1 pseudogene is annotated in these 239 nt (G+C 55.6%); it reads left to right on the forward strand.

Annotated features, from left to right (window positions below):
• A pseudogene (locus LDK53_RS22810) lies at positions 1-170 on the forward strand (sugar ABC transporter substrate-binding protein); the annotation flags it as partial.
• Between the last annotated feature and the right edge of the window lie 69 nt (positions 171-239).

Genomic DNA, 239 nt, shown 5'->3' on the forward strand with positions numbered 1-239 from the left:
ACGCCAGCGTGGAACTCACGCCAAACATGGCCGGCCCGGCATTCGATGCGCTGGAGAAATTCAAGAAGGACGGCACGATGCCTGAGAAGGTGACGGTCACCAAATCCACGCTCTACCTGCCGGACACGGCGAAAGAAGAGTTAGAGAAGAAGAAAAATATGGGCTACTGATCCAGTGAATTTGCCGGGTGGCGCTACGCTTACCCGGCCTACGATACGCTCTTTTGTAGGCCGGGTAAG

This window comes from Enterobacter sp. K16B (genome assembly GCF_020216105.1).
Classification (GTDB): Bacteria; Pseudomonadota; Gammaproteobacteria; order Enterobacterales; family Enterobacteriaceae; genus Enterobacter; species Enterobacter sichuanensis.